At 66.2% G+C, this 26,999-nt stretch carries 26 protein-coding genes; 8 read left to right on the top strand and 18 right to left on the bottom strand.

The features are described 5' to 3' along the window. Positions 1 to 3: 3 nt before the first annotated feature. From ppx to FHT98_RS22155, 5 genes are all read right to left on the bottom strand, one after another. Positions 4 to 1,578: an exopolyphosphatase gene (gene ppx / locus FHT98_RS22175; protein WP_282568658.1), complete on the bottom strand. Its 1,575-nt coding sequence runs from the start codon at positions 1,576 to 1,578 to the stop codon at positions 4 to 6. Next, positions 1,514 to 3,709 (bottom strand): RNA degradosome polyphosphate kinase, encoded by a 2,196-nt coding sequence (locus FHT98_RS22170; RefSeq protein WP_061965455.1) that lies wholly within the window; start codon positions 3,707 to 3,709, stop codon positions 1,514 to 1,516. The genes ppx and FHT98_RS22170 overlap by 65 nt, the downstream gene beginning before the upstream one ends. Positions 3,710 to 3,830: 121 nt before the next feature. Next, positions 3,831 to 4,529 carry a P-loop NTPase family protein gene (locus FHT98_RS22165; protein WP_142115316.1) on the bottom strand — a complete coding sequence of 233 codons (699 nt, stop codon included), beginning with the start codon at positions 4,527 to 4,529 and terminating at the stop codon, positions 3,831 to 3,833. A gap of 6 nt (positions 4,530 to 4,535) precedes the next feature. Then, on the bottom strand, positions 4,536 to 5,645 hold the full coding sequence (locus tag FHT98_RS22160) for an AI-2E family transporter (RefSeq protein WP_091855439.1): 1,110 nt from the start codon (positions 5,643 to 5,645) through the stop codon (positions 4,536 to 4,538). A gap of 93 nt (positions 5,646 to 5,738) precedes the next feature. After that, positions 5,739 to 6,269 carry a CDP-alcohol phosphatidyltransferase family protein gene (locus FHT98_RS22155; protein ID WP_091855440.1) on the bottom strand — a complete coding sequence of 177 codons (531 nt, stop codon included), beginning with the start codon at positions 6,267 to 6,269 and terminating at the stop codon, positions 5,739 to 5,741. A 175-nt stretch (positions 6,270 to 6,444) separates the two neighbouring features. Here FHT98_RS22155 and purM point away from each other — a divergent pair, with 175 nt between their 5' ends. Both purM and purN read left to right on the top strand, forming a co-directional pair. Further along, on the top strand, positions 6,445 to 7,518 hold the full coding sequence (gene purM, locus FHT98_RS22150) for a phosphoribosylformylglycinamidine cyclo-ligase (RefSeq protein WP_142115315.1): 1,074 nt from the start codon (positions 6,445 to 6,447) through the stop codon (positions 7,516 to 7,518). A gap of 56 nt (positions 7,519 to 7,574) precedes the next feature. After that, a complete protein-coding gene (purN, locus tag FHT98_RS22145; protein ID WP_465246936.1) occupies positions 7,575 to 8,138 on the top strand; it encodes a phosphoribosylglycinamide formyltransferase in 564 nt (187 codons plus the stop codon). Here purN and FHT98_RS22140 read toward each other — a convergent pair. After that, a complete protein-coding gene (locus FHT98_RS22140; protein ID WP_113587397.1) occupies positions 8,066 to 8,866 on the bottom strand; it encodes a helix-turn-helix transcriptional regulator in 801 nt (266 codons plus the stop codon). The two genes, purN and FHT98_RS22140, sit on opposite strands and share 73 nt — an antisense overlap. A gap of 187 nt (positions 8,867 to 9,053) precedes the next feature. Next, the gene (locus tag FHT98_RS22135; protein WP_142115313.1) at positions 9,054 to 9,416 is read right to left on the bottom strand and encodes a hypothetical protein; all 363 of its coding nucleotides are present in this window, start codon (positions 9,414 to 9,416) and stop codon (positions 9,054 to 9,056) included. Positions 9,417 to 10,495: 1,079 nt separating this feature from the next. On the opposite strand from FHT98_RS22135, the gene FHT98_RS22130 reads away from it, so the two are divergent. Then, positions 10,496 to 11,338 carry a MipA/OmpV family protein gene (locus tag FHT98_RS22130; RefSeq protein WP_142115312.1) on the top strand — a complete coding sequence of 281 codons (843 nt, stop codon included), beginning with the start codon at positions 10,496 to 10,498 and terminating at the stop codon, positions 11,336 to 11,338. Between the two features lie 112 nt (positions 11,339 to 11,450). Here FHT98_RS22130 and ndk read toward each other — a convergent pair whose 3' ends face one another. Next, entirely contained in the window at positions 11,451 to 11,873 is a 423-nt protein-coding gene (gene ndk, locus FHT98_RS22125; protein WP_061963812.1) for a nucleoside-diphosphate kinase, read from the bottom strand. A gap of 164 nt (positions 11,874 to 12,037) precedes the next feature. Here ndk and FHT98_RS26680 point away from each other — a divergent pair, with 164 nt between their 5' ends. After that, positions 12,038 to 12,172 carry a hypothetical protein gene (locus FHT98_RS26680; protein ID WP_274532841.1) on the top strand — a complete coding sequence of 45 codons (135 nt, stop codon included), beginning with the start codon at positions 12,038 to 12,040 and terminating at the stop codon, positions 12,170 to 12,172. Between the two features lie 42 nt (positions 12,173 to 12,214). Here the strand turns inward: FHT98_RS26680 and FHT98_RS22120 are convergent, their stop codons facing one another. Further along, a complete protein-coding gene (locus FHT98_RS22120; protein ID WP_248309277.1) occupies positions 12,215 to 12,469 on the bottom strand; it encodes a hypothetical protein in 255 nt (84 codons plus the stop codon). A gap of 368 nt (positions 12,470 to 12,837) precedes the next feature. Here FHT98_RS22120 and FHT98_RS22115 point away from each other — a divergent pair, with 368 nt between their 5' ends. Continuing rightward, the gene (locus FHT98_RS22115) at positions 12,838 to 13,224 is read left to right on the top strand and encodes a DUF2147 domain-containing protein (protein ID WP_142115311.1); all 387 of its coding nucleotides are present in this window, start codon (positions 12,838 to 12,840) and stop codon (positions 13,222 to 13,224) included. A 131-nt stretch (positions 13,225 to 13,355) separates the two neighbouring features. Here the strand turns inward: FHT98_RS22115 and FHT98_RS22110 are convergent, their stop codons facing one another. The 4 genes from FHT98_RS22110 to gatB all read right to left on the bottom strand — a co-directional run bounded on the left by FHT98_RS22110 (position 13,356) and on the right by gatB (position 16,693). After that, positions 13,356 to 14,063 carry a glutathione S-transferase N-terminal domain-containing protein gene (locus FHT98_RS22110; protein WP_061963816.1) on the bottom strand — a complete coding sequence of 236 codons (708 nt, stop codon included), beginning with the start codon at positions 14,061 to 14,063 and terminating at the stop codon, positions 13,356 to 13,358. Positions 14,064 to 14,182: 119 nt separating this feature from the next. Then, positions 14,183 to 14,671 carry a GNAT family N-acetyltransferase gene (locus tag FHT98_RS22105; protein WP_142115310.1) on the bottom strand — a complete coding sequence of 163 codons (489 nt, stop codon included), beginning with the start codon at positions 14,669 to 14,671 and terminating at the stop codon, positions 14,183 to 14,185. Positions 14,672 to 14,700: 29 nt separating this feature from the next. Next, the gene (locus FHT98_RS22100; protein ID WP_061963820.1) at positions 14,701 to 15,207 is read right to left on the bottom strand and encodes a GNAT family N-acetyltransferase; all 507 of its coding nucleotides are present in this window, start codon (positions 15,205 to 15,207) and stop codon (positions 14,701 to 14,703) included. Positions 15,208 to 15,211: 4 nt separating this feature from the next. Continuing rightward, positions 15,212 to 16,693 (bottom strand): Asp-tRNA(Asn)/Glu-tRNA(Gln) amidotransferase subunit GatB, encoded by a 1,482-nt coding sequence (gene gatB, locus FHT98_RS22095; protein WP_113587391.1) that lies wholly within the window; start codon positions 16,691 to 16,693, stop codon positions 15,212 to 15,214. Positions 16,694 to 17,073: 380 nt separating this feature from the next. Here gatB and FHT98_RS22090 point away from each other — a divergent pair, with 380 nt between their 5' ends. Both FHT98_RS22090 and FHT98_RS22085 read left to right on the top strand, forming a co-directional pair. After that, the gene (locus FHT98_RS22090) at positions 17,074 to 18,228 is read left to right on the top strand and encodes an efflux RND transporter periplasmic adaptor subunit (protein ID WP_091855452.1); all 1,155 of its coding nucleotides are present in this window, start codon (positions 17,074 to 17,076) and stop codon (positions 18,226 to 18,228) included. Positions 18,229 to 18,349: 121 nt separating this feature from the next. Further along, positions 18,350 to 21,541 (top strand): efflux RND transporter permease subunit, encoded by a 3,192-nt coding sequence (locus FHT98_RS22085; protein WP_113587390.1) that lies wholly within the window; start codon positions 18,350 to 18,352, stop codon positions 21,539 to 21,541. Positions 21,542 to 21,627: 86 nt separating this feature from the next. On the opposite strand, the gene FHT98_RS22080 is transcribed toward FHT98_RS22085, so the two are convergent. The 5 genes from FHT98_RS22080 to FHT98_RS22060 all read right to left on the bottom strand — a co-directional run bounded on the left by FHT98_RS22080 (position 21,628) and on the right by FHT98_RS22060 (position 24,969). Then, entirely contained in the window at positions 21,628 to 21,834 is a 207-nt protein-coding gene (locus FHT98_RS22080; RefSeq protein ID WP_061963828.1) for a hypothetical protein, read from the bottom strand. Between the two features lie 129 nt (positions 21,835 to 21,963). Beyond that, entirely contained in the window at positions 21,964 to 23,478 is a 1,515-nt protein-coding gene (gene gatA, locus FHT98_RS22075; protein WP_142115309.1) for an Asp-tRNA(Asn)/Glu-tRNA(Gln) amidotransferase subunit GatA, read from the bottom strand. Positions 23,479 to 23,562: 84 nt separating this feature from the next. Further along, the gene (gatC, locus tag FHT98_RS22070) at positions 23,563 to 23,850 is read right to left on the bottom strand and encodes an Asp-tRNA(Asn)/Glu-tRNA(Gln) amidotransferase subunit GatC (protein WP_061963832.1); all 288 of its coding nucleotides are present in this window, start codon (positions 23,848 to 23,850) and stop codon (positions 23,563 to 23,565) included. 114 nt (positions 23,851 to 23,964) lie between these two features. Beyond that, the gene (locus FHT98_RS22065) at positions 23,965 to 24,663 is read right to left on the bottom strand and encodes a metal-dependent hydrolase (RefSeq protein ID WP_142115308.1); all 699 of its coding nucleotides are present in this window, start codon (positions 24,661 to 24,663) and stop codon (positions 23,965 to 23,967) included. 21 nt (positions 24,664 to 24,684) lie between these two features. Beyond that, the gene (locus FHT98_RS22060; protein WP_142115307.1) at positions 24,685 to 24,969 is read right to left on the bottom strand and encodes a GIY-YIG nuclease family protein; all 285 of its coding nucleotides are present in this window, start codon (positions 24,967 to 24,969) and stop codon (positions 24,685 to 24,687) included. A gap of 228 nt (positions 24,970 to 25,197) precedes the next feature. On the opposite strand from FHT98_RS22060, the gene ade reads away from it, so the two are divergent. Then, the gene (gene ade, locus FHT98_RS22055; protein ID WP_142115306.1) at positions 25,198 to 26,913 is read left to right on the top strand and encodes an adenine deaminase; all 1,716 of its coding nucleotides are present in this window, start codon (positions 25,198 to 25,200) and stop codon (positions 26,911 to 26,913) included. Positions 26,914 to 26,999: the final 86 nt, after the last annotated feature.

The raw sequence follows: 26,999 nt of genomic DNA, 5'->3' as shown, positions 1-26,999 counted from the left end.
GCCTCAGAGCCTGCCGATCTCGAAATCGCGGCCGAGCAGCTTCGCGAGCTGCTTGAGCCGCCCCTCGACACGCTCGCTCGCCAGCGCCGACAGATCGTCGGGAAAGCGCAACAGCAGGCGATTGTCGACGCAAGCCGCCGGAATGCGCGGCAGGATGCCCGCCATGCCGGCCGAAAGCAGATAGGCGACGCGGAAGATCGCCGCGATCAGCAGCGCTCGCGCGAGAATGGCCGGCGGCAACAGCGTCTTCAGTCCCGCCGCCCCCGGCGAGCTCGCCTTCATCCCGGCATAGCGGTGGAAGATCGCCAGCGCCAGGAAAGCCCGCCCGACATGGTCGATGCCGGTGAAATAGGCATGGGCGATGACGTTCATGCTCTGCTCGCCGCGATAATCCGGATGGGCGCGCCAGCCGATATCGGAGAGCAGGCAGACGGTCTCGATCATCCGGCCGGATGGCTCGTCCTGCGGCAGGCCGGCCGTTTCGAGGATGCCGCGGGTCCAATTGATCAGCTCGGCCGCGTGGCGGGGATCGCGTGCGCGCAGCAGGTTGTAGTCACGCGCCGCCTGCAAGAGCGGATCGGCATTCTGCTCCTCCGGCGAGAGCTGCTCGTGCAGCAGGCCTTCGCGCACGCCCTGCGCCGAGATGATGATGCCCCGCGGCTTGCCGCGCTTGATCAGCTCATCTAGCACCAGCGCGCCATAGGCCAGCAGCGGACGGCGGGCCGACGACACTGAATCGATCGCATCGAGCACCGAGGCATCGGCCCGCTCGACCAGCTTGACGAAATCGGCGACGTCGCGCGTCGGCACGGCATAGCCGTGCATCACGTTGAGCGGATAGGCCATGCGGTGCTGATGAAGGGTGGCAAGCGCGCGCCAGGTCCCACCGACGGCATAGAAGTCCCGCCCCTTCATCGCAGCGAGCTGCGGCAGCTTGTCGAGTTCGTCCTTGACGATTTTCTCGGCAACCCTCAGCGAGCCCTTCGAGCGGTCGAGCAAGGCAAGGCCGCCGAGCGGCACGCTGGCGCCCTGCCCCACCGAACCGCCTTTGACCGAGATCAGCTCCAGGCTGCCGCCGCCGAGGTCGCCGACGACACCGTCCGGCACATCGAAGCCCGAGATCACGCCGAGGCCGGAGAGCACGGCTTCGCGCCCGCCCGAGATCAGTTCGATCGGCTGGCCGATCGCCTCCTCGGCACGCGCGATGAACTCGGGCCCGTTGCTGGCATAGCGCGCCGCCGCCGTCGCGATGACGCGGAGTTCCCCGACATGCATGGCTTCGCAGAGGATGCGGAAGCGGACCAGCGCGTTGATCGCCTTGGCGATGGCATCGTCGGCGAGGCGTCCGGTCGTGGCGACCTGGCGACCGAGACCCGCCATCTCCTTCTCGTTGAAGACCTGGGCGGGCGCGCGCGCCAGCATCTCGTAGACGACAAGACGGACCGAGTTCGAGCCGATATCGACGATGGCAATGGTATGGGAGAGCGCGAGCCGCCCCGGCGCGTGCCTGGGCTCAGGCCTTGCGTCCCCCTCGGCGTGCGAGGGAGCGGGGACTTGAATTGGAGAGCGATTTTCCACGTCCGGACAGACTCGGGTTCGTCATGAAGTACTTATGCGCATTGAACGGCTCTTCGTTCGGCGCGGGGACAATGCGGCGCGAGCCGCCATCGGGCAATATCGTCCAGCTCTGCTCGTTGTCGAGCAGGTTGGCCAACATGATCTGATCCAGCAACTGCTGATGCACCGTCGGATTCAGGATCGGCGTCAGCGCCTCGACACGGCGATCGAGATTGCGCGGCATCAGATCGGCCGAGGAGATGTAGATCTTGGCCTTGGGTCCGGGCATGCCGTGGCCGGCACCGAAAGCGTAGATGCGCGTATGCTCGAGGAAGCGGCCGATGATCGACTTGACGCGGATATTCTCGGACAAGCCGGGCACGCCCGGCCGCAGGCAGCAGATGCCGCGCACGACGAAGTCGATCTCGACGCCGGCCTGGCTCGCGTCATAGAGCGCGTCGATGATCTCCGGATCGACCAGCGAATTGCACTTGCCCCAGATCGCGCCCTTGCGGCCGGCCTTCACATGCGCGACCTCCTCGGCGATGTCGGCGAGCAGACGCTGCTTCAGACCAGTCGGCGAGACGGCCATGCGCTCCAGCCCGGCCGGCTCGGCATAGCCGGTGATGAAGTTGAAGACGCGGGCGACGTCCTGCGCGATCACCGGATCGGCGGTGAAGAAGGAGACGTCGGTATAGATGCGCGCCGTGATCGGGTGGTAGTTGCCGGTCGCGATATGGCAGTAGCTGACGAGCTGACCGGCCTCGCGGCGCACCACCAGCGAGAGCTTGGCGTGGGTCTTGAGCTCGATGAAGCCATAGACGACCTGGACGCCGGCCCGCTCCATCTCCTTGGCCCAGCGGATATTGGCTTCCTCGTCGAAGCGGGCCTTAAGCTCGACCAGTGCCGTCACCGACTTGCCGGCCTCGGCCGCTTCCGTCAGCGCCTTGACGATCGGCGAGTTCGATGAGGTGCGGTAGAGCGTCTGCTTGATCGCGACGACATTGGGATCGCGCGCCGCCTGCTGCAGGAACTGCACGACGACATCGAAGCTCTCATAGGGATGGTGGACGAGCAGGTCCTTCTGGCGGATCGCAGCGAAGCAATCGCCGCCATGCTCGCGGATACGCTCAGGGAAACGGGCATTGTACGGTTTGAACTTCAGGTCCGGCCGGTCGACGCCGACGAGCTGCGAGAGCTCGGTCAGGCCGATCAGGCCGTTGACCTCGACGACCTCGTCGCTGTCGACCTTGAGCTCGCGCACGATCAAACGGCGCAGATGGTCCGGCATGCCGGTCGAGAGCTCGAGCCGGATCACCACGCCGAGGCGGCGCTGCTTCAGCATCGTTTCGAAGACGCGGACGAGGTCCTCTGCCTCCTCCTCGATGTCGAGATCGGAGTCGCGGATGATGCGGAAGGAGCCGGCGCCCTTCACCTCGTAGCCGGGGAAGAGCTTGCTGATGAACAGCGAGACCGCGTCGTCGAGCGCGATGAAGCGGTGCAAACCCTCGCGCGCCAGATCCGGCAATTCGATGAAGCGGTCGATCTTGGTCGGCACGCGGATCAACGCGTCGAGCTGACGGCCATCATTCTTGCGCTCCAGCGCCAGCGCGATGGTGAAGCCCAGATTGGGAATGAAGGGGAAGGGATGCGCCGGGTCGATCGCCAGCGGCGTCAGCACCGGGAAGATGTAATTGAGGAAGTAGTCCTCCAGCCAGATTCGGTCCTGCGCGCCGATATCGCCGGGCTGCAGCAGGTGGATGCGGTTCTCGTGCAGCTCATGACGCAATTCGGCCCAGCGCGCCTGCTGGTCGGCGGTCAGTGCCGCGACGGCCTCGCCGATGGCGACGAGCTGGCCGGCCGGCGTCAGGCCGTCCTGGCTGCGCGTGGTCACGCCGGCCTTGAGCTGCTCGCGCAGGCCGGAGACGCGGACCATGAAGAATTCGTCGAGATTGTTCGCGGAGATCGAGAGGAAGCGCAGCTGCTCCAGCAGCGGGTGGCTGCGGTTCGAGGCTTCCTCCATGACGCGGCGGTTGAACTGGAGCCAGGAGAGCTCGCGGTTCATGAAACGCTCCGGCTGCTGGCGCAGGGGCGCCGCATCAGCTTCGCTGGAGAGCTTCTCCGACTCGTCGATCACCGTGTCGAGGGTCATGCGCTTCACTCGCGTCCTGGTCGTCTTGCCGCTCATGCCGCCGTTGAAGCCATTCTAGTGCGACGGTTCGATGACAAGCGACATGATTTGAAGCATGCGGCCTGCGCAGAGATGGCCGGGTTCAACCCGGCTCCTCCGGGAACAGTTCCGCCAGCGCCTCCTGCACCAGCGGGCGCGTCACCCGGCGTCCGCGTTCGAGTGCGAGCCGGTCAAGCCGATCGACCACCTGCCGCGCGGCGGCGAAGGAACGTTCCATCCGCATGGCGAGAGCGTCGATCACGGCGATATCGACCACGAGCTGGCGGTCGATGAAGAGCTTGACCAGCAGTGCCCGCAGCAGCCCGTCATCCGGCGGTTCGATCGTCGCGGCCGGCGCCAGCCGGAGTCGCGACAGCAGATCCGGCACGCTAACGCCCCAGAGATCGGGCGAGCGCCTGGCCGTCAGCAACAGCGAGCCGCCACGCGCCTTGATCGCGTTCATCAGATGGAACAGGGCGGGCTCGTCGAGGCGGCCGGCATCGCAATCCTCGATCACCAGCGCCCCGCCGGACACGAGGTGGGGCACCTCCGCCTCGTTCAGCTCCGCTGCCGAAATCGTCCAGGCATGGGCGGCGCGGGCCCAGATCGCGGCAAGATGGGTCTTGCCGGCCCCTTCCGGCCCGGTCAGGCGCAGCCAAGCCTCCGGCCAGGCGGGCCAGCTCTCGATCAGGCTGTAAGCCGCCTCGTTGGAAGAGCCGACGAGAAAATCCTCGACGCCATGGCGGCTGTCGACCGGCAGGTCGAAGGCGAGCTGGCGCGGGCGTGGCGGAATGTCGGACATGGCGGCTCAGGCGTCGGCGTCGACGCGCGCCTTTGCCGCCGCAGCGCGGGTGGCATCGCCGCCGTGATAGAGGTTGCTGGCGAGATATTGCCTCAGGGCAAAGCGGCAGAGCACGCCGATGACAGCCGCGAGCGGCACGGCAAGCAGCAAGCCCACGAAGCCGAACAGCGAGCCGAAAGCAAGCAGCGCGAACATTAGCCAGACCGGATGCACGCCGATGGAATCACCGACGAATTTCGGCTGGAAGATATTTCCCTCGAGGAATTGCCCGGCCAGGAAGACGCCAAGCGTCGCCAGCGGCCAGGTCCAGTCCGGCCAGAACTGCACCGTCGCGACGCCGACCGAGAGCACGAGCCCCGTCAGCGAGCCGACATAGGGAATGAAGGAGAGGAAACCCGAAATGATGCCGATCAGCGCGCCGAAATTCACGCCGATGACACTGAGGCCGATCGCATAGAAGCCACCAAGCAGAACGCAGACCAGTGCCTGCCCGCGCAGGAAGCCGGCGATCGCCATGTCCATCTCGTGCAGCAGGCTACGGATGGTGTCGCGATGGTCGAGCGGCAGCCAGCTATCGACGGTCGCGACCATGCGGTCCCAGTCGACCAGCAGGTAGAAGGCGATGACCGGCGTCAGCACCAGGAGCGAGAACACCCCGACGATGGCGGTGCCGCCGCTCCAGAGCGATTGCAGCAGGCCGCCGACCCATTTCATGCCGTCGCCGACGAGATTGCCGAGCGAATTCTGCGCTTCCTTGGTCAGGTCGGCGCCGCCGAAGCGCTCCAGCCAGGGCGCCCCCTTCTCCAGCACCAGCGCCTGCAGCTTGGCGGCGTCGCCCGGCAGGCGGGCGACGAGCCCGGCAAGCTGCTGGCCGAGCAGCGGCGCCAGCAGCACCAGCCCCAGCACGAAGATGAGCAGGAAGACGACGAGGATGACGATCGTCGCCGCCAACCGGTTCATGCCCATGCGCTCCAGCCTGTCGGCGAGCGGGTCGAGCAGATAGGCCAGCGCCAGCGCCGCGATGAAGGGCAGCATCACGTCCCGCAGCATCACCAGAACCAGGACGAATACGAGAAGGGAGCCGACCCAGAAGCCGATCTGGCGCTGCAACGTCATCGATCAGCCTCTCTCGCGTTTCACGGCCGGCGGGACAAGACAAATGTGCATCGAGGCCCGGGGTTCCAAGCCGCAATGGCGGATAAAGCCCCGTCAACCTGCCATGTGGCGCAGCCAGAAGGCGAGATAGGCCGTCATCGAGGCGACCGTCAACAGAGCGACGAGGAGTTCACAGACCAGAGCGGCAGCGCCGAGCTCGATCCCGAAGGCGCGCGAACCGAGCGCCAGCGCGGCGAAGCCGATCTGCGCGGCAGTGTTGAGCTTGCTGACGACGATCGGCGCGATCGTCAACGGCTTGTCGAGCAGCCAGGACAGGATCACCGCCGACACGATCATCAGGTCGCGCGCGACCACGAGGACGACGAGCCAGACCGGGATCGCGCCGACGATCGCCAGAGTGATGTAGATCGAGACGATCAGCGCCTTGTCGGCGACGGGGTCGAGCCACGCTCCCAGCTCGCTCGCCATGCCGCAGCGCTTGGCGAGGAAGCCGTCGACCGCATCCGAGATGCCGGCGACGACGAAGAGGATGAAAGCTGCCTGCCAGTTCGCACCGACGATCATGACGATGACCAGCGGCACCAGGAACAGGCGACCGATGGTGATCAGGTTGGGGATCGTCATGGCGGCAGTTTCGCGCGAACCGCGGAAAAGACCAATGCTCTCCGGACAGAGATCCTGCGTCCAGTCGGAATGACGTCGCCTCGCCTGTGAGAAATCGACAAAGCCGGCGCAGATGCCTTGCCAGCGCGGGCGCGCTTGCCTATCGCTCGCGCGAGCAGAAGGAAGGCGAAACGCAATGAGCAAGCCCGGCGCAAACGGACTGACCTATGCGCAGGCAGGCGTCGATATCGACGCCGGCAACGCCATGGTCGACGAGATCAAGCCGCTGGTGCGCGCGACGCGCCGGCCGGGCGCCGATGCGGAGATCGGCGGCTTCGGCGGATTGTTCGACCTCAAAGCCGCCGGCTTCAGCGATCCGATCCTAGTCGCGGCCAATGACGGCGTCGGCACCAAGGTCAAGATCGCCATCGAGAGCGGGCTGCACGCGACGATCGGCATCGACCTCGTCGCGATGTGCGTCAACGACCTGATCGTCCAGGGTGCCGAGCCCCTGCTCTTCCTCGACTATTACGCCACCGGCAAGCTCGACCCGAAGGTCGGCGTCGAGATCGTCCGCGGCATCGCCGATGGCTGCCGCCAGGCCGGCTGCGCATTGATCGGCGGCGAGACCGCCGAGATGCCCGGCATGTATGCCGATAAGGATTACGACCTCGCGGGCTTCGCGGTCGGCGCCGCGGAGCGCGGCACGCTCCTGCCGCGCGAGGACCTGAAGCCCGGCGACCTGGTCTTCGGCCTGCCCTCCTCCGGCGTGCATTCGAACGGCTATTCGCTGGTTCGCCGCATCGTCGAGGTCAGCGGCCTCGGCTGGGAGGCGCCCGCCCCCTTCGCGCCCGGCAAGAGCCTGGCCGAAGCACTGCTGGAGCCGACCCGCATCTATGTGAAGCCGCTGCTGCAGGCGCTGAAGGCGACGGACGGCATCAAGGCGCTGGCGCATATCACCGGCGGCGGCTTCCCCGACAATATTCCGCGCGTCCTCCCGGAGGGGCTCGGCGTCGCGCTCGATCTCACCGCCATCCCGGTCCCGGCCGTGTTCGGCTGGCTTGCCCAGGTCGGCGGCGTCGCCGAGCGCGAGATGCTGCGCACCTTCAACTGCGGCGTCGGCATGATCGTCGCGGCTGATGCCAGCAAGGCGGATGAGGTTCTCGCCGCGCTGAAGGCCGCAGGCGAAGCGCCGGTGAAGCTCGGCGAGATCGTGCCTGTCGCCAGCGGCGAGGAGCAGGTCAGCTATCGCGGCAAGCTCTCGCTGTGAGCGCCATCCCTCCCCGCAAGCGCGTCGGGGTGCTGATCTCCGGGCGCGGCTCGAACATGGTCTCGCTGGCGCAAGCGGCGCAGGCACCGGGCTATCCGGCCCAGATCGCGCTGGTCATCTCGAACATTCCCGATGTCGCCGGGCTCGACCGGGCACGCGATTTCGGCATCGCCACGGCGACGGTCGATCATCGCCCCTTCGGCAAGGACCGCGAGGCCTTCGAGCGCGCGGTGGATGAAGCGCTGCGGGTGAACCAGATCGACCTGCTCGTGCTCGCCGGTTTCATGCGGATCCTGACACCTTGGTTCGTGGCGCGCTGGGAAGGGCGGATGATCAACATCCACCCGTCGCTCCTGCCGCTGTTCAAGGGCACGCATACGCATCGCCAGGCTCTGGAAGCCGGCGTTGCCGAGCATGGCTGCTCGGTGCATTTCGTCGTGCCGGAACTCGATGCCGGGCCGGTGATCCTGCAGGCGAAGGTGCCGGTCCTGCCCGGCGACGACGAGGAGACGCTGTCGCAGCGCGTCCTCGTCGAGGAGCACAAGCTCTATCCGGCCGCGCTGGCGGAGGTCGCGTCCGGCCGAGCCAAGCTCGAAGGCGGCGTCGTGATCCGCGGCTGAGCCGCAGCATCGCCCTCGCGCTTGCAGCGCTCCCACTCCTCTTTCGCCCTCTCCTCCTCCTTCTGCCAGCGGCGGAAGAGATCGGCACGGCGCGCGGGATAGCGCTCCTCCAGCGCGGCGAGGCCGGTCATGCGGTCGGTGCGGAAATGGCGGAAGGCCTGCCGGAGCTCGCACCAGGCGATGACGACGCGCACGCGCTCGTAGAACGTCATGCCGATCGGCCAGATCATCCGCTGCGTCGCCTGGCCGCTCTCGTCGCTGTAGTGGATCGAGAGCTTGCGGCCGTTGCGGATGGCGGCACGCACGGCCGCGACATCTACCTGATCGGCCGGGACGTCGCCGGGATGGGAGGCCGCGAACAGCGCACCATCGAGCAGGATCGGCCGCAGATGCGGCGGCAGCACCGCCGCAACCTTGCTGACCACATCCTCGGCAGCCCGCGCGAGCACCGGATCGGCCCGCTCGCTGAGCCAGCGCATGCCGACCAGCACGGCCTCGATCTCGTCGGGCGAGAGCATCAGGGGCGGCAGGTCGAAGCCTGCGTCAAGCACGTAGCCGATGCCGGCCTCGCCGCGCACGGGCACGCCCTGGCGCACCAAGGCGCCGATGTCGCGGTAGACCGTACGCACGGAGACGTCGAGCTCGGAAGCCAGCGTCTCGGCCGTCACCGGGCGCCTGCGGCGACGCAGGCTCTGGATCATGTCGAGCAATCGTTCAGCGCGCTGCACGGCGGCGTCTCCCCACTCGTCTCCCGATCCAGCACCCATGCCGTTCGACCGAGACGATCGAACGGGCAACGATGTGGACCTGCGGCAGAATGGCTCGACCGCGCTGACAGGTTCTGTCAGGAGCGTGTCAGCAGCAAGGCGGCCGTCGCGAGAGGGATGCCGCCGGCGAGCCGGCGCAGCCGTCAGTTCAGAACGGGCGCTTCAGCTTGCACTGGTCGATGAACTGCAGGCCCTTCTGGCGGGCCGTGTCGTTGAAATAGCCGGTGTCGCGGAAGGCCTGAATCTCGTCCTTGGTCATCGCGTTGACCGTGCCCTTGGCGTAGCAGCTGCAGGGGGTGTGGACGGCTTCGCGCGTGGTGCCCATCAATTGCGACTGCGTGATCAGGCAGGCGTCGAAGGCGCGCAGCTGGATCATGTAGGGGGTCAGGTTCTTCGCCGTCGGGTCGGGCGGCGGCAAGGTCGTCGAGCTGCTTGCGGCATAGGCCGAAACGCTCGCCAGAATCGACAGTCCACCGGCCAGAACGACCGCACCCATCCGCCGCATCTTCATGATTCCGCCTGCCCTTCGAGAACGGAGCGCATCGAAGACCACGATGCCGAGCCCCTGCCCCGGCATGGCCATAGAGCGGGCCCGAGGTCAAGAGGCGGATCATCGCCGGACTACCGATTCATGGGCGGCGCGCCCCAGAGCAGGCGTTCGCAGCACCGGCGGCACAATCCGCTCGGAGCCCGCAGGTTCCGGCCATTTGAGAGGACCGCCTGGCCGATGCCGACACGGTCAATGCGGCCGTTCCCGGTCCTGCATCGCCTTTCCCGAGAACCGCATGCCCCTTTTCGAGCCGAAGCTTCAGTCGGCCTCGGGCGCACTGTCCGCCAGCTCGAGGAACACGGCCGCACAGAGCAGCCAGAGGATCGCCAGTTCCATGATCGCCGCTGCTCCTGGAGCGCCTTTCGGCCGCCATTCCCGGCCTTGCGATCATTCTCCCCGTCATCGATTAACGGGCGGTATCCGGGCCTGCCCCCACCCGCACCGCGAGCCCTGCCCGTCGCCTCTAGGCGGCCACAGGCACCGCCAGTCCGAGCTCGACCAGAATGGAGCGCGGGCACAAGCAGCCGATCTGGCTGGGCGGCGGTCCCCAAGCGCCTTGCCACTCGAGGCCGCCCTGCTTCCACGCTTCGACGACCGCGCGCCACTGCCTCCGCTGTTCGGAGGATTTGCGCCGGCGGACCGAGCCGGAGTTCCTTTTTGCCATGTCAGCCTCACCGCCTAGCTGCGACGCAGCATAAATTGTGCATCGCAACAGAGATAAGAAGCCATCGAGCGATGCGCCACCCTCGTTTCGGCAGGGCCAGTATGCACGCGGAGGCTTGGCAGCCGGAGGCGGAGTGCTGTTTGGCGCTTTCGAACGGCTCGACATGGCCTGTCGGCCAGCCGGCAGCCTGGTCCCGCCTCGCCGCCAGGACAGAGCGAAACCGTGCAGAAGCTGACGACGCGTGAAAGGCCCCTAAGATCAACCACTTGAAAATGCTGAAGATAACGAAATGGGAACCTTAACCGCGCATTAAACCTCCTCCGCCAGATTGCGGGCATACCTTATCGGAGACGCCGTCGCGTCGGAGTTCTGGATCATGCGTTGCGTTGCGTATCTGGCAGGTCTTTCGACCTGCCTCGCCCTGTCGCTAACTGGCTATGCCCAGGCCCAGTCGAGCGACTACTCGACCCTGACTTCCCCCCAGTCGGCGCAGAACTGGTACATCACGGTCGGCGCCGGCGTACGCTACCAGCCCGACTACACCGGCTCGGACGATTACGTCTTCCGGGCCCGCCCGATCATCTCGCTGGGCAAGGGCCTGAAGAGCACCTGGTGGAGCGCCGAGGACGATACGATGCTCAGCATCGGCGTCTTCTCCGGCCAGGGCTGGCGCATCGGCTTCTCGGGCGACCTGCTCTGGAAGCGCTCGGCCAAGGTCAATCCGGCCCTCGTGGCAGTGCCTGCGACCAAGTTCGGCGCCGAGCTCGGCGGCTTCGCCGAGTTCTACCCGACCTCCTGGCTGCGCGGCCGCGTCGACCTGCGCCGCGGCGTCGTCGCGCATGACGGCGTCGTCGCCGATTTCAAGCTCGACGCCTTCTCGACCGTCGGACAATGGACGCTCGGCATCGGCCCGCGCATGCGGATCACCTCGGCCGACTACGTCCGGACCTATTTCGGCACCCGCGGCGCCCAGCCGGGCACCGGCGGCCTGCTACAGCGCTACAACGCCGGCGTCCACACGGTCGGCGCCCTGGCGCAAGTGACCTATCACTGGTCCGACCAGCTCAAGACCACGGCCTATGTCGAATACAAGCGCCTTGTCGGCGACGCCACGCGCTCGCCGATCGTCAGGCCGTTCGGCTCACGCGATTCGCTCACCTTCGGCCTGTCGGCGAGCTATTCGTTCGACACGGGAACGAGCTACTCCTTCGGGCTCTGACGAGCCGCCGCGCCATGGCGGGGGCTCCCCCTGCCATGACGTCCCCAAACCGCAAAAGAAAAGGCGGGCCGGATACCGGCCCGCCTTTCTGCGTTTCAGCAGACGGCTGGGATCAGCCGACGATCTCGTTGCCAGCGAAGAACTGGGCGATCTCGATCGCAGCCGTCTCCGGAGCGTCCGAGCCGTGCACGGTGTTCTCGCCGACCGAGAGGGCGAAGAGCTTGCGGACGGTGCCCTCGGCAGCGTTGGCCGGGTTGGTGGCGCCCATCACTTCGCGATACTTGGCGATGCCGTCCTCGCCTTCCAGAACCTGCACGACCACCGGGCCGGAGGTCATGAACTCGACGAGCTCGCCGAAGAACGGACGGGCCGAGTGGACCGCATAGAAGGTCTCGGCCTGGGCCTTGGTCATCTGGATGCGCTTCTGCGCGACGATGCGCAGGCCGGCCTTCTCGATGACCGCGTTGACCGCGCCGGTGAGATTGCGCTTCGTCGCATCGGGCTTGAGAATGGAGAAGGTACGCTGGACAGCCATCGATCGATCCTTGGAAGGGGTACGGAGAAGGGAAATGTGGCGCGCTTATAGCGACCACCTTCGCACCCTACAAGGCTTGTGCGCCGGGCCATCATGCCCGGAATCCATGAGCCGGCGGATCAATTCCATGTTAGGATAGGGCGTTGACGACAAGGAGCCGATCCATGGTGCTCATTGCTCTCGCCTTCGCCAGCTGCCTGGCAATGCTTTGTCAAATCCTGCTCGTGACACCGGACTCCATCACCCGCGACCGCAGGGGCAACCAGCCCCCGCCTTCCGGCGGCATCGCGGCGTTCTGAACGGCGCAGCAGGGCGGCATCCTCCGGATACCGAACGTGGCCTCAGTGCCGCGTCAGGAAAGCGCGGGCTTCGCGCAGGGCCGAGGCGATCTCGTCGCGATTCATCTCGAGCGCCAGTTCCTGACGGTGCGCCGCTGCCCGGGCGCAGCCGCGGGCAAAGGCGACGTTGAACCACATCTGCGCCTTGACCAGATCGACAGCTCCCGCCCGCCCCGAGGCGTGCATCAGCCCGAGTTCGTAATAGGCTTCCGCCGACACCTCCGCCGGGATCACCAGCGAAGCAGGAACAGCGTTCATCTCCATGCGTGCCATGACAACCACCCTCTTGTCGTTGTGCCGGCCACCCGTCCAAAGGCCCCGGCTGATGACTGCGAGAGTGGGTCCGATCTTTAAAATGCCTCCTAAATTTCGCGATGAATCGAGTCTCAACGAGACGTAAGCGGGCGGTTAAATCAACGAAGGATTCACCCCGGAATCGCGAAATTCGCAATAATCTCAATACCCTGATCTTGCGTCACCCTGGGGCGCATTGAGAATGGATTCACCTTGCGCGGCGGAAGCGGCGGAAACCTCTTCCGCTGCGGCAGCTTGGAGACGGGCTCGATCCCGGATATAGTTCATATCTGAACCATGCAGGCATAGCTGGTCGGACACGGGAGGATCGGATGCATCACGGAACCGGATCGAAGCTTGCTGCCTTCGCGACGCTCGGCCTGCTGGCGAGCGTCACGACTGCTGCGGCGCAGGACGTGGTCGGCACCTGGGAGCGCGATACCGGCGCCTCGCGCGTGCGCTTCAGCAAATGCGGCGAGGCCCTCTGCGGCTCGCTCTCCTGGCTCAAGGAGACGAACGGGCCGGCCAAGGTCGGCCAGCGCATCTTCTACGACATGAAGCCGAACGGCGCCAACAAGTGGAGCGGCAGCGCCTTCAATCCCGAGGACGGCAAGACCTATTCGGGCACGATGACGCTCTCGGGCGGCACGCTGACCACCGCAGGCTGCGTCATGGGCGGGCTGATCTGCCGCTCGGTGAAGTGGAACCGGATGAATTGAGGTTTTGCCGCCAACGGCGGGAAAACGTCATCCTCGGACGTAGCGAAGCGCAGCCCCGAGGATCTCATCCCGGAAGAGGCGATCTCTCGTCGTGAGATGCCCGGGTCAAGCCCGGGCATGACGGCCCGTGTTCAGCGCGCCTTCTGGCCGAACAGGATCGCCTTTTCCTCCGGCGTGCTGATGCCCGCCGGATTGCGCAGCTCTTCGCCGACCTTCAGCCCGCGCTGCACGGCCGGGCGCGCCTGCATCGTCTCCAGCCAGCGCGCGACATTCGGGAACTGCTTCAGGTCCTGGCCCTGCTTTTCCCAGCCACGGGCCCAGCCGATGCAGGCCATGTCGGCGATGGAATAATCGCCGCAGATATAGTCGCGGCCTTCGAGACGCTTGTTCAGCACGCCATAGAGGCGGTTGGTCTCGTTGGTGTAGCGATCAATGGCGTAGGGCACGGGCTCGGGCGCGTAGAGGCGGAAATGATGGGTCTGGCCGAGCATCGGGCCGAAACCGCCCATCTGCCAGAACAGCCATTCGTCGACTTCGACGCGGCCGCGTTCGTCCTTCGGATAGAATTTTCCGGTCTTGCGGCCGAGATATTGCAGGATCGCGCCGGATTCGAAGACCGAGATCGGCTTGCCGCCCGGCCCGTCGGGATCGACGATCGCCGGCATGCGGTTGTTCGGGGATATCGCGAGGAAGTCCGGCTTGAACTGGTCGCCCTTGCCGATGTTCACCGGAACGATGGCGTAGGGCAGCCCGGTCTCCTCGAGCATGATCGTGATCTTGGTGCCGTTCGGCGTCGGCCAGTAATATAGGTCGATCGGCTTGGCGGGGGCTGCGGACATCGGTCGCTTCCTTTCAGGCGGGAGGCCTCGCCATCGAACCTAGGAAGCTTGCGAAGGCCCCGGAAGGGGCTGCGGTGCGCTTTCGGCGCGACCGCGCCATGCCCTGACGGCGGGCTCGCTCAGGGCGAGAGCGCCATCTTGAAGCCCTCGTGGCTCTGCTCGAAGCCGAGGCCAGCGTAGAAGCGATGCGCGTCGGGCCGGGCCTTGTGCGAGGTCAGTTCGACGAGGCCGACGCCCTTCTGCGCCGCGAAGGAGAGCGCATGGCGCATCATGATCGCACCGATCCCCCGCCCCCGGCATTCCGGCGCGACATGGACGCTCTCGATCTTGGCGCGGATGCGCCCGCGCTCGGCCAGGCCCGGCAGGACGGTGATCTGGTAGGTGCCGACGACCTTACCTTCATGCTCGGCGACGAAGAGCGTGTTGTAGGGGTTGGCCGCGATCACATCGAAGGCCTTGATATAGACCGGGTCCTGCGCCTCGGCCACGATCTCTCCCGGCGTGCGCTTCTGCACGGAAGCGCCATGCATGATCAGCTCTGCGACGCGCGATACGTCGGCCCTCGCCGCCTCGCGCATGCGGATTTCGGAAGCGTCGGTTTTCGTCATAGGCCTGTCTCGTTTGTTGGGCGCCTACGTCAGGCGACGAAGAGGCGCTTCGCCATCAGGAGCGTATTGGGCGTATCGTCACGCCCGTCGAAGCGCGCCTGCCTTTGCAGGAAGAAGCCCATGCGCTCGTAGAAGGTGATGGCCGGCTCGTTCTGGCTCTCGACCTCCAGCCGCGCCACCGGCGCCTCCGGAAAGCAGGCCAGCGCGACCTGCAGCAGAGTGCGCCCGATGCCGACGCCCTGCCGGGTCGGCAGGACATAGAGCCGCGTCAGCAGGGCCGCGCCGTCACGCTCCTGCCGGGCCGAGGCCGTCGCGACGATCTCCTCGCCGACCAGCGCGACGAGGAAGACGCCCTCGTCGCGCCCGAGCTGCGCCTTCAGGTTCTCGAGGGAGTGCCAGGCATTGGTGATCTCGGCGACGCGCTGCCAGCCATAGATCCCGTCATAGGTGGCGTGCCAGGTCTCGACCAAAAGCGCCCTGACCGCCGGGAGATCGGCGGCTTCGGCGTCGCGGATGACGAGATCGGCTGGCGTCACATGATCACTCGATGCCGAGTTTCTGCTTCAGGATCTCGTTCAGGGCCTGCGGATTGGCCTTGCCACCCGAGGCCTTCATGGCCTGGCCGACGAACCAGCCCAGCATGGTCGGCTTGGCCTTGACCTGCTCGACCTTGTCGGGATTGGCGGCGATCAGTTCGTCCACGGCCTTCTCGATGGCGCCGGTATCGGTGACCTGCTTCATGCCGCGGGTCTCGACGATCTCGCGCGGGTCGCCGCCCTCGGTCCAGAGGATCTCGAACAGGTCCTTGGCGATGCGGCCGGAGATGACGCCCTCACCGATCAGGTCGACGAGCCCGCCGAGCTGCGCGGCCGAGACGGGCGAGGTCGTGACGTCCTTGCCTTCCTTGTTGAGGCGGCCGAATAGTTCGTTGATGACCCAGTTGGCGGCGGCCTTGCCGTCGCGACCCTTGGCGACCTCCTCGAAATAATCGGCCTGCTCGCGCTCGGCGACCAGCACCGAGGCATCATAGGGCGAGAGCCCGTAAGTCGCGATGAAGCGCGCCTTCTTGGCGTCCGGCAGTTCCGGCAGCGCGCCCTTCAGGCTCTCGACGAAGGCATCGTCGAATTCGAGCGGCAGCAGGTCCGGGTCGGGGAAGTAGCGGTAATCGTGCGCTTCTTCCTTGGAGCGCATCGAGCGCGTCTCGCCCTTGCCGGGATCGTAGAGGCGGGTTTCCTGATCGATCGTGCCGCCATCCTCGATGATGCCGATCTGGCGACGCGCCTCGGTCTCGACCGCCTGGCCGATGAAGCGGATCGAGTTGACGTTCTTGATCTCGCAGCGGGTTCCCAGCTCCGCGCCGGGCTTGCGGACGGAAACGTTGACGTCGGCGCGCAGGTTACCCTTCTCCATGTCGCCGTCGCAGGTGCCGAGATAGCGCAGGATGGTGCGCAGCTTGGTGACATAGGCCTTGGCTTCCTCGGCCGAGCGCAGGTCGGGCCTGGAGACGATCTCCATCAGCGCGACGCCGGAACGGTTGAGGTCGACGAAGCTCATCGTCGGGTGCTGGTCGTGGATCGACTTGCCGGCATCCTGCTCCAGATGCAGCCGCTCGATGCCGACGGTGATCTGCTCGGTCGGCGAGAGATCGACGACGATCTCGCCCTCGCCCACGATCGGGCTCTTGTACTGGCTGATCTGGTAGCCCTGCGGCAGGTCCGGGTAGAAGTAGTTCTTGCGGTCGAAGACCGAGCGGTTGTTGATCTGCGCGTTGAGGCCCAAGCCCGTACGCACCGCCTGCCTGACGCATTCCGCATTGATCACCGGCAGCATGCCGGGCATGGCGGCGTCGACGAGGCTGACATGCTCGTTCGGCTCGGCACCGAAGCCGGTCGAGGCGCCGGAGAACAGCTTGGCATTGGAGGTGACCTGGGCATGGATTTCCATGCCGACCACGATCTCCCAATCGCCGGTCGCGCCCTTGATCAGCTTCTTCGGGTCGGCGGGGCGGGCATGCGCGTTCATCTGGACTCTTCCGGCTGATAGAGTCGGATCCGATCACGTCGAAACCTGATCGATGAATCCGTCTCCAAGTTATATTAGAGGACGCGTGACCCGATCATATTGCAACGCAATCTGATCGGCGCATGCTCCAGCGCCTACGCGTTACGATGTCGGCGGGCGGGCGGCAAGCACCCGTTGCACCGGCACAGCACTCACGAGAGGCGAAAATGGCCCGTCGCGTTGCGCTCCTGCAACCAGATGGCGGGAATGTGGCTTATGTGGCGCTATATCGCGCCGATTGACGGGTGATGGTTCTTGACATTCGTCACTCGCCACCCCTTCTTGCGCAAAATGCCGGAAACCCTCATTGGTTGGGCCGGCTCGTTACCCGGAGTTCCGTCATGTCACGCAGCCGTTTCATCGGTCTGGTGCTCACCGCCATCTTCACGTCGACCGCCCTGACGGCTTTCGACGCCGCCGCACAGGGGGCTCCTCCGGCCCCTCCGGTCCAGGTCGCCAACCCGCTCGCCAAGCGCATCACCAACTGGGACGAGTACACCGGTCGCTTCGAGGCCAGTGAACAGGTCGACGTGCGCGCCCGCGTCTCCGGCTTCATCGACAGCGTGCATTTCTCCGACGGCTCGCTCGTCCAGAAGGGCGACCTGCTCTTTACCATCGATCAGCGGCCTTACAAACTGGCCGTCGACGTGGCCCGCGCCGAAGTCGCGCGCGCCAAGGCCCAGGTCGAGCTCGCCCAGAATGAAGTCGAGCGCGCCGAGGGCCTGACCCAGAACCGCACGATCACGGCGCGCGACGTCGACCAGCGCCGCGCCAACCTGAACAGTGCGGTCGGGTCGCTGCAGGGTGCCGAGGCGAACCTGAAGAACGCCGAGCTCAACCTCGAATGGACCGAGGTGCGCGCGCCGCTCGCCGGGCGCATCTCGAACCGCCGCGTCGATCCGGGCAACCTGATCGCCGGCGGCCAGTCGGGTGCGTCGCTGCTGACGACCATCGTCGCGGTCGCGCCGATCTACTTCACCTTCGACGTCTCGGAAGCCGATTACCTGCGCTATGCCCGGATGAGCAATCCGCGCGACGGGGCCAGCAAGGATGCCGGGACGGTGGTCGAGGTGCGCCTGTCCGACGAACCCAAATGGGGCCGCCGCGGCAAGGTCAACTTCCTCGACAACGCGCTCAACGCCCGTTCGGCGACGATCCGCGGCCGCGCCGTGTTCGAGAACAAGGACCAGTTCCTGACGCCGGGCGTGTTCGGACGCCTGCGCTTCTACGCCGGCGAATCCGACGCGCTGCTGGTGCCGGACACGGTCATCGCCTCGGACCAGGCCCACAAGATCGTGTTGACGCTCGGCCCCGAGAACAAGGTCGTGCCGAAGCCGGTTGTGCTCGGGCCGCTCAGCGAAGGCCTCAGGGTGATCCGGTCCGGGCTGACGCCCGAGGACAAGGTGATCGTCGGCGGCACCGCCAATCCGATGGTCCGCCCGGGCGTCACCGTCGCCCCGCAGCCCGGCGAGATCAAGGTCGCGACGACCAACTGAGCGCCTGCCGCACCGGCTTTCCGCAAAAGCCGGTGCCCGCCTCTCGGGCCCTGCCTGGCCCGGCATCGAATCATGGACGCCAACGGGCGCCCGCCCGCTTTATTCCGGCCAGGACATCCCCATGTTCCGCTTCGCCCATTTCTTCATCGACCGGCCGATCTTCGCCACCGTGCTCTCGGTGCTGCTGACGATCGCCGGCGCCATCGCGCAGCGCTCGCTGCCGATCGCCGAATATCCCGAGATCGCGCCGCCGACGGTGTCGATCACCGCGACCTATCCCGGCGCCTCGGCCGAGACGGTGGCCGCCACGGTGGCGACGCCGATCGAGCAGGAGGTGAACGGCGTCGACGACATGCTCTACATCACGTCGCAGTCGACCGGCGACGGGCGCGTGACCATCAACGTCGTGTTCAAGGCCGGCGTCGATGTCGACCAGGCCCAGGTGCTGGTGCAGAACCGCGTCTCGCAGGCCGAAGCGCGCCTGCCGGCGGAAGTGCGCCAGCTCGGCCTGCAGGTGCGCAAGGCCTCGCCCGACTTCCTGATGGTCATCAACATGATCTCGCCGGACGGGTCGCGCGACGCGCAGTACATCTCCAACTACGCCTCGCTCTACGTGAAGGACGTGCTGACCCGCGTCGACGGCGTCGGCGACGTGCAGGTCTTCGGCGCACGCGACTTCTCGATGCGCATCTGGCTGGACCCGGCCAAGGTGGCGGCGCGCAACCTGACGGCCGGCGACGTCGTCGCCGCGCTCCGGGCGGCGAACGTCCAGGTCGCGGCCGGCGCGCTGAACCAGCCGCCGGCGAAGTCGGACGAGGCCTTCCAGCTCTCGGTCAACACCCTCGGCCGCCTGACGGATATCTCCGAGTTCGAGAACATCGTCGTGCGCTCGGACGCCGATGGCGGCACGATCCGCGTCCGCGATATCGCCCGCGTCGAGCTCGGCTCGCAGGACTACACCACCAACGCCTATCTCGATAACAAGAACACCGTCGCCATCGGCGTCTTCCAGCGCCCGGGCTCGAACGCGCTCGCGACCTCGGACAAGCTGATCGCGACGATGGCCGACATGGCCAAGCAGTTCCCGGTCGGCCTCGAGCACCGCATCATCTACAACCCGACCGAGTTCATCGGCGAATCCGTCGATGCCGTCGTGCGGACGCTGCTCGAAGCGGTCGTGCTCGTCGTGATCGTGGTCATCCTGTTCCTGCAGACCTGGCGCGCCGCGATCATCCCGATCGTCGCGATCCCGGTCTCGCTGGTCGGCACCTTCCTGGTGATGAGCGCGGTCGGCATCTCCTTCAACACGATCTCGCTGCTGGCGCTCGTGCTGGCCATCGGCATCGTCGTCGACGACGCGATCGTCGTGGTGGAGAATGTCGAGCGTTATCTGGCCGAGGGCATGACGCCCAAGGAAGCCGCGCACAAGACCATGGACGAGGTCGGCGGCGCGCTGCTCGCCATCGCGCTCGTGCTTTGCGCGGTGTTCATCCCGACCGCCTTCATCAGCGGCCTGCAGGGCACGTTCTACCAGCAGTTCGCGGTGACGATCGCAGCCTCGACGGCAATCTCCTGCTTCGTCTCGCTGACGCTCTCGCCGGCGATGTCGGCGGTGCTGCTCAAGGCGCACAAGAAGCATGACGAGCACGAGCAGCACGGCTTCCTCTACAAGCTGGGCGCGCCGGTCCGCTGGTTCTTCCACTATTTCAACGCCGGCTTCGACTGGCTGTCGCGAACCTATGGCCGCGTCACCTCGCGGCTCATCCGGATCGCGGTGATCCTGCTGATCGTCTATTCCGGTCTGATCGCGGCAACCGTCTACGATATCCGCAAGACCCCGACCGGCCTCGTGCCGCAACTCGACCGCGGCTATTTCATCGCCGTGATCCAGTTGCCGCCGGGTTCCTCGCTGCAACGTACCGACACGGTGCTGCGCAAGGCCAACGAGATCCTGCAGTCACGCCCCGGCGTGGCGCATACCGTCGCCTTCGCCGGTCTCGACGGAGCGACCTTCACGATCGCGCCGAACGCGGGCGTCGCCTTCGTCACCCTCTCGCCGTTCAAGGATCGCGAGAAGCAGGGCCTGACCACACAGGGCATCCTGAACGATCTGCGCCAGCAGATGTTCGGGATCACTGAGGCCTTCACCCTGCTGATCGAGCCGCCGGCCATTCCGGGCATCGGCACCGGCGGCGGCCTGAAGGGCTATGTGCAGGATCGCGGCGGACGCGGGCTTGCGGCGCTTGAAGGGGCGGCCTGGACCGTCGCCGGCTCGGCCGCGCAGGTCCCGGGCATCCAGCAGCCCTTCACGCTGTTCTCGACCAAGACGCCGCAGATCTATGCCGATATCGACCGCACCAAGGCGGAGATGCTCGGCGTGCCGGTGACGCGCATCTTCGAGACCCTGTCGGTCTATATGGGCTCGGCCTATATCAACGACTTCAACCTGCTGGGCCGCACCTTTCGCGTCACGGCGCAGGCCGACAACCCGTTCCGCCTGACCACGCGCGACGTCGCCACGCTCAAGACCCGCAATGCGGATGGCGAGATGGTGCCGATCGGCTCGGTCGCGTCCTTCCATGACACGACCGGCGCCTATCGCGTGCCGCGCTACAACCTCTATCCGGCGGCGGAGGTGCAGCTCTCGATGGCACACGGCTTCTCGACCGGACAGGGCATCGCGGCGGTCGAGAAGATCGCGGCGGAGCGGCTGCCGGCCGGGTTCGGCTTCGAATGGACCGAGATCGCGCTGCAGGAGAAGCTCGCCGGCAACACCGCGGTGATCGCCTTCGGGCTGGCGGTGGTGTTCGTCTTCCTGCTGCTGGCGGCGCTCTACGAAAGCTGGCTCCTGCCGCTCTCGGTCATCCTGATCGTGCCGATGTGTATCCTGGCGGCGATGTTCGGGGTGAACTATGCCGGGCTCGACCGCAACATCCTGGTGGATATCGGCCTGGTGGTGCTCGTCGGCCTTGCAGCCAAGAACGCGATCCTGATCGTCGAGTTCGCCAAGCAGGCCGAGGACGAGGGCATGCACCGCCGCGACGCGGCGATCGCCGCCGCCAAGACCCGCCTGCGGCCGATCCTGATGACCTCGATGGCCTTCATCCTCGGCGTGCTGCCGCTGACCGTCTCGGTCGGTGCCGGCGCCGAGATGCGCCAGGCGATGGGCATCGCGGTGTTCTCCGGCATGCTGGGCGTGACCTTCTTCGGCCTCATCTTCACGCCGGTGTTCTACGTGATGGTGCGCTGGCTGGCGGATCTGCGCGGGACGAAGCGCAAGGCCGCGGCGGGGCAGCCGACCGGGGCGCATTGAGGCCACGGAAGGCCCGGGACAGCCAAACAGGAAAGGGGCCGCAGCGATGCGGCCCCTTTTTCGTTCGCCGCCCCTGCCCGGCGGGCCTAGACCAGACGTCGCGCCAATGCCCGGCAGAGCGGCGCGAGGCCGGCGGCGATCACCGTGCCGATCGCCCTGGCGCCCAAATCCGGAATCGTCTCGCCACGCGCCATCTGGACGATCGTCAGCAGGATCATCAGCGCGGCGATGAGCACGAGCATGCCGGCGAACACCATCAGGCAGGCATAGGCCATCGCGCGGCTGACGATCATCGCCGTCTCCTTTGAAGAGGCAACCAGCCTAACGGCCAAGCGCAGCTCATGCCATCCCGGGGCGGGGCGGCTTCACCAAGCGTCCGGATGGCGAAGCGTTCTGTCAGCAGCCCGGGGGCCGAACTCCGCTCAGCCCCACCAGCGCTCGGAGACCGGGAAGCGGCCCGCCGCCTGCTCGATCACTTCGCCGAGCGAGAACAAGGTCTCCTCGTCGAAGGGGCGACCGATGAGCTGAAGGCCCAGCGGCAGGCCCTGAGCATCCAGGCCAGCGGGCACGGCGATGCCGGGCAGGCCGGCCATGTTCACCGTCACCGTGAAGATGTCGTTCAGGTACATCTCGACCGGATCGGCCGAGCCTTTCTCGCCGATGCCGAAGGCCGCCGACGGCGTCGCCGGCGTCAGCACCGCGTCGATGCCCTGCGCATAGACCGCCTCGAAATCGCGCTTGATCAGCGTGCGGATCTTCTGAGCCCGGACGTAATAGGCGTCGTAATAGCCGGCCGATAGCACATAGGTGCCGATCATGATGCGGCGCTTGACCTCGGCGCCGAAGCCGGCGGCGCGGGTCTTCTCGTACATCTCGACGATGTCCCTGCCCTGCTCGCGCAGGCCGTAGCGGACGCCGTCATAACGGGCGAGGTTCGAGGAGGCCTCGGCCGGGGCGACGATGTAATAGGCCGGCAGGGCGTATTTGGTATGCGGCAGCGAGATCTCGACGATCTCGGCGCCTGCGGCCCTCAGCCATTCGATGCCCTGCTGCCAGAGCGCATCGATCTCGGCATTGAGGCCATCCAGCCGGTATTCGCGGGGGATGCCGATCTTCATGCCTTTCACCGAGCGCCCGACCGCGGCCTCGTAATCCGGCACGGCCATGTTGACCGAAGTGGTGTCCTTGGGATCGTGGCCGGACATGGAGCGCAGCATCACCGCCGCGTCGCGCACGGTCTTGGCGATCGGCCCGGCCTGGTCGAGCGAGGAGGCGAAGGCGACCGTGCCCCAGCGCGAGCAGCGGCCATAGGTCGGCTTGATGCCGACCGTGCCGGTGAAGGCCGCCGGCTGGCGGATCGAGCCGCCGGTATCGGTCGCGGTCGCGGCCAAGCAGAGACCGGCGGCGACGGCCGAAGCCGAACCGCCCGACGAACCGCCCGGCACGAGATGGTTGCCTTCGACGGCGCCACCGGCGCCAGAACCGACATTGGAACCCTTGCGGCGCCACGGGTTCACGACATTGCCGAAAGCGCTGGTCTCGTTGGACGAGCCCATGGCGAATTCGTCGTTGTTGAGCTTGCCGAGCATCACGGCGCCGTCGCGCCAGAGCTGGCTCGTCACGGTCGACTCATAGGCCGGCACGAAGTTGCCGAGGATCTTCGAGCAGGCCGTAGTGCGCACGCCGTTGGTCGCGAACAGGTCCTTGATGCCGAGCGGCAGGCCTTCGAGCGGGCCAGCCTCGCCCTTGGCGAGCTTCTCGTCGGAGGCGGCAGCCTGCTTCAGGGCGTGCTCGGGGGTTTCCAGCACATAGGCGTTGAGGGCACGGGCCTTCTCGACGGCGGCGATATGCGCCTTCGTCAGTTCGGTCGCGGAGAAGGTCTTGGCCTTCAGGCCGTCGCGGGCCTCGGTCAGCGTCAGGCGGGTGAGATCGGTCACGGTTTCAGTTCCGTTCTGTATGCAGATGGTGATCCCGGATGACGCTTCGCGCCTCCGGGACGATCGAACAGGCGCGCCTCGCGCTTATTCGATCACCTTCGGCACCATGAAATAGTTGTCCTCGGAGGCCGGGGCGTTGGCGACGATCGCGTTGGCGATCTCGCCGTCATTGACCACGTCCTCGCGCTGCAAGATCGCCATCGGCGTCACCGAGGTCATCGGCTCAACGCCATCGACATTCACCTCGTTGAGCTGCTCGACGAAGCCGAGAATGGCGTTGAGCTCGCCTTGCAGCTTGGGCAGATCGGCCTCCGGCACGGCGATGCGCGCGAGATGCGCGACGCGTTTGACGGTGGCGAGATCGACCGACATGGCGGACTCCTGAAGAGGGCGCGGATCGCGCGCCGGAAAACGGTTCGCCGCGCTATAGCGCGGCGAACGGGCAAACGTAAATCAGCATTGAGCGATCAGGCCGGATTCTCCGGCTCAGATCGCGAAAGCCTCACCCTTCTTCGGCAGGATCACGTCGATGCCACTGCCCTGCATGCCGGCGACGAAGGCGTCGGCATTCTGGTCGATGATCGGGAAGGTGCCGTAATGGCTGGGGATCGCCAGCTTCGGCTTGACGAAGCGGGTCATGGCCAGCGCGGCAACCTTGCCGCCCATCGTGAAACGGTCACCGATCGGGCAGATGCAGGCCTCGACGCCGTGGATCTCGCTGAGCAGCGCCATGTCGGAGAAGATGTCGGTATCGCCCATGTGCCAGAGCGTCTTCTCGCCCTTGGCCTTGATGATCGCGCCATTGGCGCTGCCGACGGGGACGTTGACGCCGCCCTCGCCCATGCCGGCCGAATGATCGGCGCGCGTGAGCGTGACGCTGAACGGGCCGAGATCGACCGTGCCGCCGGTGTTCATCGGCTGAAAGCTCTTCAGCCCCTGCGAGGCCAGGTGCATGGCGAGATCGTAATTCGTGATGACGGTCGCGCCGGTCTTCCCGGCGATATCGAGCGTGTCGCCGACATGGTCGCCATGGCCGTGGGTGACCACGATATGGCTGATACCCTTGGAGATCGCGGCGACATCGCCCTCGAAGGCCGGGTTTCCGGTGAAGAACGGGTCGATCAGGATGGCGGCGCCGTCGAGATCGACGCGGAAGGCGGAATGGCCGTACCAGGTGAGTTTCATGCGAAGGCTCCGGGCTTTCGATCAATCGAAATGCGTCGTCGGATATAGATCATTCCACTCGGGATTGGCACGCTCGATCAGCGCGATCTTCCAGCTTCGACGCCAATGCTTGATGCGCTTTTCATGAGCGATGGCTTCGCCCGGACTCGCGAAGTGCTCGGCGTAGACAAGGCGCAAGGCGCCATAACGGGACGCGAATTCAGAGCCTTGACCATTACGGTGCTCCCCCACCCGACGCGACAATGCATTGGTCACGCCGACATAAAGCGTTCCATGCTTCTTGCTGGCGAGAAGATAGACCCACATCGAGAAATACCCGCGCCGTCGTCCCGGGCGGAGCGAAGCGTAGACCCGGGACCCATTCCGGAACGATGCCCGATGCACGCTTAGGCGCTCAAGATGGCTTGCGTTCCGGAATGGATCCCGGATCGGCGCGGCTACGCCGCTTGTCCGGGATGACTCGCGTTGGGATATATCGACAAGCTGGAACAGCCCGTGCAGGTTCGTGCGATGATGTCAGACGGAAATCGCCCCATGACCGACGCCGCCACGGTCTCCAGTCAAGAATTGGCCCGCCGGATCGCCCAGGGGCATGGCGACGAGCCGGCCGATCTCGTCATCAAGGGCGCGAAGCTCCTAGACCTCGTCACCGGCGCGCTGGTCGAGAGCGATATCGCGATCTGCGGTGATACCATCGTCGGGACCTACGGGACCTATGAGGGCAAGCGCGTCGTCGATGCCAGGGGCCTCATCGCCGTGCCCGGCTTCATCGACACGCACCTGCACATCGAGTCCTCGCTGGTGACGCCGCTCGAATTCGAGCGCTGCGTGCTGCCGCATGGCGTCACCACCGCGATCTGCGACCCGCACGAGATTTCGAACGTGCTCGGCACCGAGGGAATCCGCTATTTCCTCGCCTGCGCCGAGGCGATGCGGATGGATCTGCGCGTCAATCTCTCAAGCTGCGTGCCGGCGACGCATCTGGAGACGGCGGGGGCCGCGCTGGAGGCCGGCGACCTCACGCCGATGATGGATCACCCCAAGGTGATCGGCTTGGCCGAATTCATGAATTTTCCGGGCGTGATCCATCGCGACCCCGGCTGCCTCGCCAAGCTGGAGGCCTTCTCGCATCGCCATATCGACGGCCATGCGCCGCTTGTCCGTGGCATGGACCTCAACGCCTATCTCGCGGCTGGCATCCGCACCGACCACGAGACGACCACGGCCGACGAGGCTCGCGAAAAGCTTGCCAAGGGCATGGCGATCCTGATCCGCGAGGGCTCGGTCTCGAAGGACCTGCATCAGTTGATCCCGCTGATCTCCCGCGACACCTCGCCCTTCCTCGCCTTCTGCACCGATGACCGCAACCCGCTCGATATCGGCGAGGAGGGCCATCTCGACTACATGATCCGCACCGCCATCGCCGAGGGTGCGGATGTTCTGGCGACCTATCGCGTCGCCTCCTTGTCGGCGGCGCGGAATTTCGGGCTGTTCGATCGCGGCTTCATCGGGCCGGGCAAGCGCGCCGATATCGTGCTGGTCGAGGACCTCGCCGCCTGCTCGGTGAAGCAGGTCCTGACGGGTGGCCGGCTGGTCGAGGAGGCGCTGTTCGCGGACCGAGCGACGATCGCTCCGGTCGGACTCGGCAGCGTGAAGAGCCGCAAGCTCGCGCCCGCCGACTTCACCGTTAAGGCCCGCGACGGCGAGACGCCGGTGATCGGCGTGGTGCCGGGGCGGATCATCACCGAGCGCCTGGCGATGGCCCTGCCCTCGCGCGACGGCGAGGCCCTGCCCGATCTGGCGCAGGATGCGATCAAGGTCACGGTGATCGAGCGGCACGGCAAGAATGGCGGCATTGCGGGCGGCTTCGTCCATGGCTTCGGCATGAAGCGCGGCGCCATCGCCTCCTCCGTCGGCCATGACAGCCATAATCTCTGCGTCGTCGGCGTCGACGAGGCCTCGATGGCGGCGGCGGCCAACCGGCTGATCGAGACCGGCGGCGGCTTCGCCGTGGCCGATGGCGGGAAGGTCACGGCGGAGCTGGCGCTGCCGGTCGCCGGGCTGATGAGCGAAGAGCCCTTCGAGGCAGTCAGGCACGATCTTGAAAAACTACGCGCCGCCGCGAAATCGCTCGGCGTCGTGCTGGCCGAGCCCTTCCTGCAGGTCGCCTTCCTGACCCTGCCGGTGATCCCGCATCTCAAGATCACCGACAAGGGGTTGGTCGATGTCGACCGGTTCGATTTCGTGTGAGCTTTTGATGGCGAGCTGGAACGCTTGCTGAGCGCGCAGCGTCCGCGTTGCGGCGAACGCGGAGTTTCCGCTTGACGATGAATAGG

It is taken from the genome of Allobosea sp. AK1 (assembly GCF_006714945.1).
GTDB lineage: Bacteria > Pseudomonadota > Alphaproteobacteria > Rhizobiales > Beijerinckiaceae > Allobosea > Allobosea robiniae.
This window is presented reverse-complemented; position numbering and strand designations above follow the sequence as displayed.

Excerpts from the sequence above, each read along its gene's own strand:
- gatC (WP_061963832.1), bottom strand. The coding sequence starts at position 23,850 with ATGTCGGTCGATCTCGCCACCGTCAAACGCGTCGCGCATCTCGCGCGC.
- FHT98_RS22065 (WP_142115308.1), bottom strand. The coding sequence starts at position 24,663 with ATGAAACTCACCTGGTACGGCCATTCCGCCTTCCGCGTCGATCTCGAC.
- ade (WP_142115306.1), top strand. The coding sequence starts at position 25,198 with ATGACCGACGCCGCCACGGTCTCCAGTCAAGAATTGGCCCGCCGGATC.
- ndk (WP_061963812.1), bottom strand. The coding sequence starts at position 11,873 with ATGGCTGTCCAGCGTACCTTCTCCATTCTCAAGCCCGATGCGACGAAG.
- purN (WP_465246936.1), top strand. The coding sequence starts at position 7,575 with ATGGTCTCGCTGGCGCAAGCGGCGCAGGCACCGGGCTATCCGGCCCAG.
- FHT98_RS22115 (WP_142115311.1), top strand. The coding sequence starts at position 12,838 with ATGCATCACGGAACCGGATCGAAGCTTGCTGCCTTCGCGACGCTCGGC.
- FHT98_RS22130 (WP_142115312.1), top strand. The coding sequence starts at position 10,496 with ATGCGTTGCGTTGCGTATCTGGCAGGTCTTTCGACCTGCCTCGCCCTG.
- FHT98_RS22105 (WP_142115310.1), bottom strand. The coding sequence starts at position 14,671 with ATGACGAAAACCGACGCTTCCGAAATCCGCATGCGCGAGGCGGCGAGG.
- FHT98_RS22155 (WP_091855440.1), bottom strand. The coding sequence starts at position 6,269 with ATGACGATCCCCAACCTGATCACCATCGGTCGCCTGTTCCTGGTGCCG.
- FHT98_RS22135 (WP_142115313.1), bottom strand. The coding sequence starts at position 9,416 with ATGAAGATGCGGCGGATGGGTGCGGTCGTTCTGGCCGGTGGACTGTCG.
- FHT98_RS22120 (WP_248309277.1), bottom strand. The coding sequence starts at position 12,469 with ATGAACGCTGTTCCTGCTTCGCTGGTGATCCCGGCGGAGGTGTCGGCG.
- FHT98_RS22110 (WP_061963816.1), bottom strand. The coding sequence starts at position 14,063 with ATGTCCGCAGCCCCCGCCAAGCCGATCGACCTATATTACTGGCCGACG.
- purM (WP_142115315.1), top strand. The coding sequence starts at position 6,445 with ATGAGCAAGCCCGGCGCAAACGGACTGACCTATGCGCAGGCAGGCGTC.
- FHT98_RS22080 (WP_061963828.1), bottom strand. The coding sequence starts at position 21,834 with ATGATCGTCAGCCGCGCGATGGCCTATGCCTGCCTGATGGTGTTCGCC.
- FHT98_RS22160 (WP_091855439.1), bottom strand. The coding sequence starts at position 5,645 with ATGACGTTGCAGCGCCAGATCGGCTTCTGGGTCGGCTCCCTTCTCGTA.
- FHT98_RS22170 (WP_061965455.1), bottom strand. The coding sequence starts at position 3,709 with ATGACCCTCGACACGGTGATCGACGAGTCGGAGAAGCTCTCCAGCGAA.
- FHT98_RS22090 (WP_091855452.1), top strand. The coding sequence starts at position 17,074 with ATGTCACGCAGCCGTTTCATCGGTCTGGTGCTCACCGCCATCTTCACG.
- FHT98_RS26680 (WP_274532841.1), top strand. The coding sequence starts at position 12,038 with ATGGTGCTCATTGCTCTCGCCTTCGCCAGCTGCCTGGCAATGCTTTGT.
- FHT98_RS22165 (WP_142115316.1), bottom strand. The coding sequence starts at position 4,529 with ATGTCCGACATTCCGCCACGCCCGCGCCAGCTCGCCTTCGACCTGCCG.
- FHT98_RS22085 (WP_113587390.1), top strand. The coding sequence starts at position 18,350 with ATGTTCCGCTTCGCCCATTTCTTCATCGACCGGCCGATCTTCGCCACC.
- FHT98_RS22060 (WP_142115307.1), bottom strand. The coding sequence starts at position 24,969 with ATGTGGGTCTATCTTCTCGCCAGCAAGAAGCATGGAACGCTTTATGTC.
- gatB (WP_113587391.1), bottom strand. The coding sequence starts at position 16,693 with ATGAACGCGCATGCCCGCCCCGCCGACCCGAAGAAGCTGATCAAGGGC.